Source organism: Zoogloea oleivorans, from assembly GCF_008107625.1.
GTDB lineage: Bacteria > Pseudomonadota > Gammaproteobacteria > Burkholderiales > Rhodocyclaceae > Zoogloea > Zoogloea oleivorans.
Genome location: NZ_SDKK01000062.1, coordinates 1 through 4,029, shown reverse-complemented (window position 1 = coordinate 4,029; position 4,029 = coordinate 1). Strand labels below are relative to the sequence as shown.

Below are 4,029 nucleotides of genomic sequence, written 5' to 3'. Positions count from 1 at the left end.
GTTGTTCTGCCTGGGGTTCGGGGGATACGGCTAGGACAGGCGGGTGGCCGGATCGTTCACTGGGTTTTGCATCGGCCTGCTAGAGTGGGAGTGCTCTATATGTCGACTATTCGGGCAAATGGCAGACTGCTTCAATGTTGTTGCCCTCAGGGTCAATGACAAATGCTCCATAGTAGTTTGCATGATAGTCAGGGCGTAGGCCAGGAACTCCATTGTCTTTTCCGCCAGCAGCAATGGCCGCTTTGTAGAAGGCATCGACTTGCGCACGGTTTTTCGCGCGCCACGCTAGGTGGCAACCGGATGTTGCGGTCGGGCCGTCGTACGGCGAAGGTCCGTCGATGAACCACACATCGGCTTTTTTGCCGTCAGGCTCAGATGCGTCTGGGTAGGCCAAACCAAGCATATTTGAGCCGTAATTGCCTTCGAAGCATACGCTGTAGCCCAATGGTGCCAGGGCTGCGCTGTAAAACGCTTTGGCCCGAGAAATATCCGTCACGCGAAATGTCATGTGGTCAAGCATGCGGGGAATCCTAAAGTTTGTTTGGAGTGCAAAATGGCACACCACAACTGTATTCATATACAGTTGTTTTTGCAAGTAGCCTAACGATACTGTAGAAAACCCAACACGGATCCGTCACTGACATTCATTGCTTGAAGTTACGTCGTGCCAAGCGAGACCAGATCCACCCACTCGAATGATGGGCAGCCGAAGAGGCCGTCCTTTCCTGGTATTGGCGTTCGCACCATTTTGAAAGCGATGCCTGCCAGTCCGTGCATTCCACTGGTGATAGCCTCGTAGAGCACATTGGGATGACGACGATGGTTGGCCCCCTCCGATACATGCAGCAGAATGTGCTCACTCTTGTTGGTCTAAGTCCTGACCGGACATCGCACGAGACAAAAATGATCAAGGCCATTCTGTTCGACGCATTCGGCACGCTTGCAGAGATTGCTGAGCGACGACGCCCCTACGCCAAACTTTTGTCCCTTGCCGATACCGAGTCCCGCCCGACAGACGCCGACTACGCGGCCATCGTTATGGGGCGAGACTGGAAAATCCACGAGATCACCGATTGGCTAGGTGTTACACAAACTCAAGCTCAGGAAGCTGGAGTTTTCGAGGGCTTGGCAACGGAACTCTTGAGTATGAGCCTCTTCCCGGAAACGGCAGAAATACTGGCCCATCTGCGCGCCTGCGGCCTCAAGCTCGGGATCTGCAGCAACTTGGCTCAACCCTACGCAGCTCCCCTTCGCTCCCTGCTACCCATTGAAATGGATGAGTACGTATGGAGCTTTGAAGTAGGTGCTATCAAGCCCGACCCCATCATCTACCAGGCGGCTTGCGACGCTTTGAAAGTGAAACCAGAAGAAATATTGATGGTTGGAGACACGTACAATGCGGATTGTCTCGGCCCCCGCAGGTTTGGGATGCAAGCCGTGCACCTTGCCCGTGTGGGTCACAGTCCAGACCGCACTTTCTTGAAGTCACTTTCAGACCTTCATACCCTTCTGGCTGCCCGAGGATGAGTGACTGTTTTTGCCTGAGGCTGACTGCCTGAAGGGCATTAACCTAAGCGCTCAATAAACCACGCACTTTCCTGCTGATTGTTGGTGGCGAAAGATGTGTCCTGCCGAGGTACTGCAATGAAAAACCACAAGCAAGAGCTCTTTGGCCGGATGCAGCGCCAATACCATCGGCACCACCAGTGGCGATTAGGCCAGGATAGCTTATTCATCCCTCACTCCTACAAAGAAAAGTCACCGGATAGTTTGTCGTGGTGGGACGACGTTGGCTTCATCCTCAATGGACGGCGTGTCATCGTCTGGTGGCAGCACCCGCGCTATGTATATGGCTGTGCAATTGACGACCAATCGTGGGTTGAAGCTGGCCCTGGCCCGCAGGATAATTGGCTATTTGATGGAGCGAAAACGAATCACAAACGGATTGGCAGGTCACGCAAGAAGATCGTTAGCTACACGTCTCGCCAGCCATCGGCAGAGCAAGACGCTCACTACAAGCATTTGCGCTCAATCAGCGAACGTCTGACCACTGAAGGCATCGATCTGGAGCTCAATACCGCCTGGAAACGCGAACGCTTGAACTGGGCAACGGGCGTCAGCCTGATTGTTCCACTGGAAGTCCGAAACGAAACCGAACTGGCTCAGGTTGCGTCTTTGGCGCGAAGGCTGCTTCTTGGCCAGACGACCCTGGAAACGGAATTTCCGGGCTATCGGTATGGCAAGACGGAATGGCTCAAAGAGCAGGAGGTAGCCGCAAAATGACATCCAGCGCCGCAGTTGGTTGGCGTTGACGCCATTGGCCAGTGCGATGCCAGCGACCGAGGCGCCCGGTTCGTTGCAGGCTTCGATCAAGGATCGCTTGAAGGTTTCTGTGTGGGTTCGACGGGTGCGGCGGGGCTTCGTGACGTTCATATAAGTGTCCACTTCTAGCGTGGACACTATGCTCAACATCCAGGCCGACTTCAGCAATGTGGGCCGGTTAGACGCTTACAGAAATGGACAGGGCTACCTCGTTTGATCGTTAGGCAAGCTGCTGTAGGCCGCCATGCCTACGAAAGGAGTCCTGCGCGCCGGATAAACTGCGAAGGCTGCTGCCATTTCGAGTCGCCCCAAGGCATCACTCTTTGGCGCGGATGTCATCAGGGGATCAAATCTGCGTGTCGCTTGACATTCCCGAGTTTCAAGAGAATCAGCGAGAAATATTCTTTGTAACTAAGAGAATCGCTTTCTATACTCCGACAGTTACTTGGACGCTCCTGACAGGAGATCAACTTGCCTCCCGCGACGCCGAACTCAATGTCAGACGACGTACCTGCATGCAAGATTCTTGCTGCAGAGTACGTGCGTATGTCGACCGACCACCAACGTTACTCAACGGAGAATCAAACAGCCGTGATTCGTAAGTACGCCGAATCTCACGGCATGCTTATCGAGAAATCCTATGCTGACGAAGGAAAAAGCGGGCTTGATATCAGTGGCCGAGAGGCGCTTCGCCGCCTGATAGCGGACGTTCAGGGTGGCGTAACGACTTTCAAAGTCATCTTAGTTTACGACGTCAGCCGATGGGGACGATTTCAAAACACCGACGAAAGTGCCCATTACGAATACCTGTGCACCAGAGCCGGGGTCAGAGTAATTTATTGCGCTGAACAGTTTGAGAACGATGGCTCTCCGGTATCGGCAATCGTAAAAAGCGTCAAACGGGCAATGGCTGGCGAATACAGCCGAGAGCTATCTACAAAAGTATTTATTGGCCAGTGCCGCCTTGTCGAGTTAGGTTTTCATCAAGGTGGCGCGGCAGGATATGGCCTTCGCCGGGCGCTTATAGACGACCAAGGGAACCCAAAAGGCCTTCTAGATTATCGCCAACACAAGAGCATTCACACTGACCGGGTAATCTTGGTTCCGGGCCCCGACGACGAAGTGCAAACAGTTCGCCGAATCTACGACTGCTTCGTTACAAAAGGAATGAACGAAGCCTCCATAGCAGAAATGTTAAACAATGAGGGGCTGCTAACGGATCTTGGCCGAAAGTGGACTCGTGGAACAGTCCATCAGCTTCTGACAAATGAAAAATATATAGGCAACAATATTTACAATCGAATGTCTTTCAAACTAAAGCAACATAGAGTTCGAAACACACCAGATCGCTGGATTCGATGCGACAGCGCTTTCAAAAACATAGTTTCCAAGGAAATTTTTGAAAACGCTGTCGAAATAATATCAAAAAGATCTGCGCGGTTTAGCAATGATGAAATGCTCAAACTCCTTGACAACCTATACAGTCGGCTAGGAATACTATCCGGGATAATTATAGACGAGCAAGAGGGAATGCCATCCAGTAGCGCGTATCGCTCTCGTTTCGGCGGACTACTGCGCGCCTACAAATTGATCAACTACCAGCCTGACCGGGACTACCGTTACTTAGAGATCAATCAAAATTTACGAAAACTTCACCCTGAGGTAATCGATCACGTTACAAATCAGCTGGCGGTTTCAACTCTGAAG

General features: G+C 52.2%; 4 protein-coding genes and 1 pseudogene. 3 read left to right on the top strand and 2 right to left on the bottom strand.

Features of this window, described 5'->3' with window-relative positions:
- Nucleotides 1-106 precede the first annotated feature (106 nt).
- Nucleotides 107-520, bottom strand: coding sequence for a VOC family protein (locus ETQ85_RS25545; RefSeq protein ID WP_148581793.1), 414 nt, complete (start codon nt 518-520; stop codon nt 107-109).
- Between the two features lie 383 nt (nt 521-903).
- Here ETQ85_RS25545 and ETQ85_RS25540 point away from each other — a divergent pair, with 383 nt between their 5' ends.
- Together ETQ85_RS25540 and ETQ85_RS26480 are read left to right on the top strand one after the other, a co-directional pair.
- Nucleotides 904-1,527 carry an HAD family hydrolase gene (locus ETQ85_RS25540; protein WP_187394876.1) on the top strand — a complete coding sequence of 208 codons (624 nt, stop codon included), beginning with the start codon at nt 904-906 and terminating at the stop codon, nt 1,525-1,527.
- Between the two features lie 117 nt (nt 1,528-1,644).
- On the top strand, nt 1,645-2,283 hold the full coding sequence (locus ETQ85_RS26480; protein ID WP_187394875.1) for a hypothetical protein: 639 nt from the start codon (nt 1,645-1,647) through the stop codon (nt 2,281-2,283).
- Between the two features lie 12 nt (nt 2,284-2,295).
- Here the strand turns inward: ETQ85_RS26480 and ETQ85_RS27190 are convergent.
- Nucleotides 2,296-2,433 (bottom strand): annotated as a pseudogene (locus ETQ85_RS27190) (IS3 family transposase); the annotation flags it as partial.
- Between the two features lie 360 nt (nt 2,434-2,793).
- On the opposite strand from ETQ85_RS27190, the gene ETQ85_RS25530 reads away from it, so the two are divergent.
- The coding region (locus tag ETQ85_RS25530; RefSeq protein WP_222862317.1) for a recombinase family protein at nt 2,794-4,029 on the top strand (1,236 nt) is incomplete at its 3' end.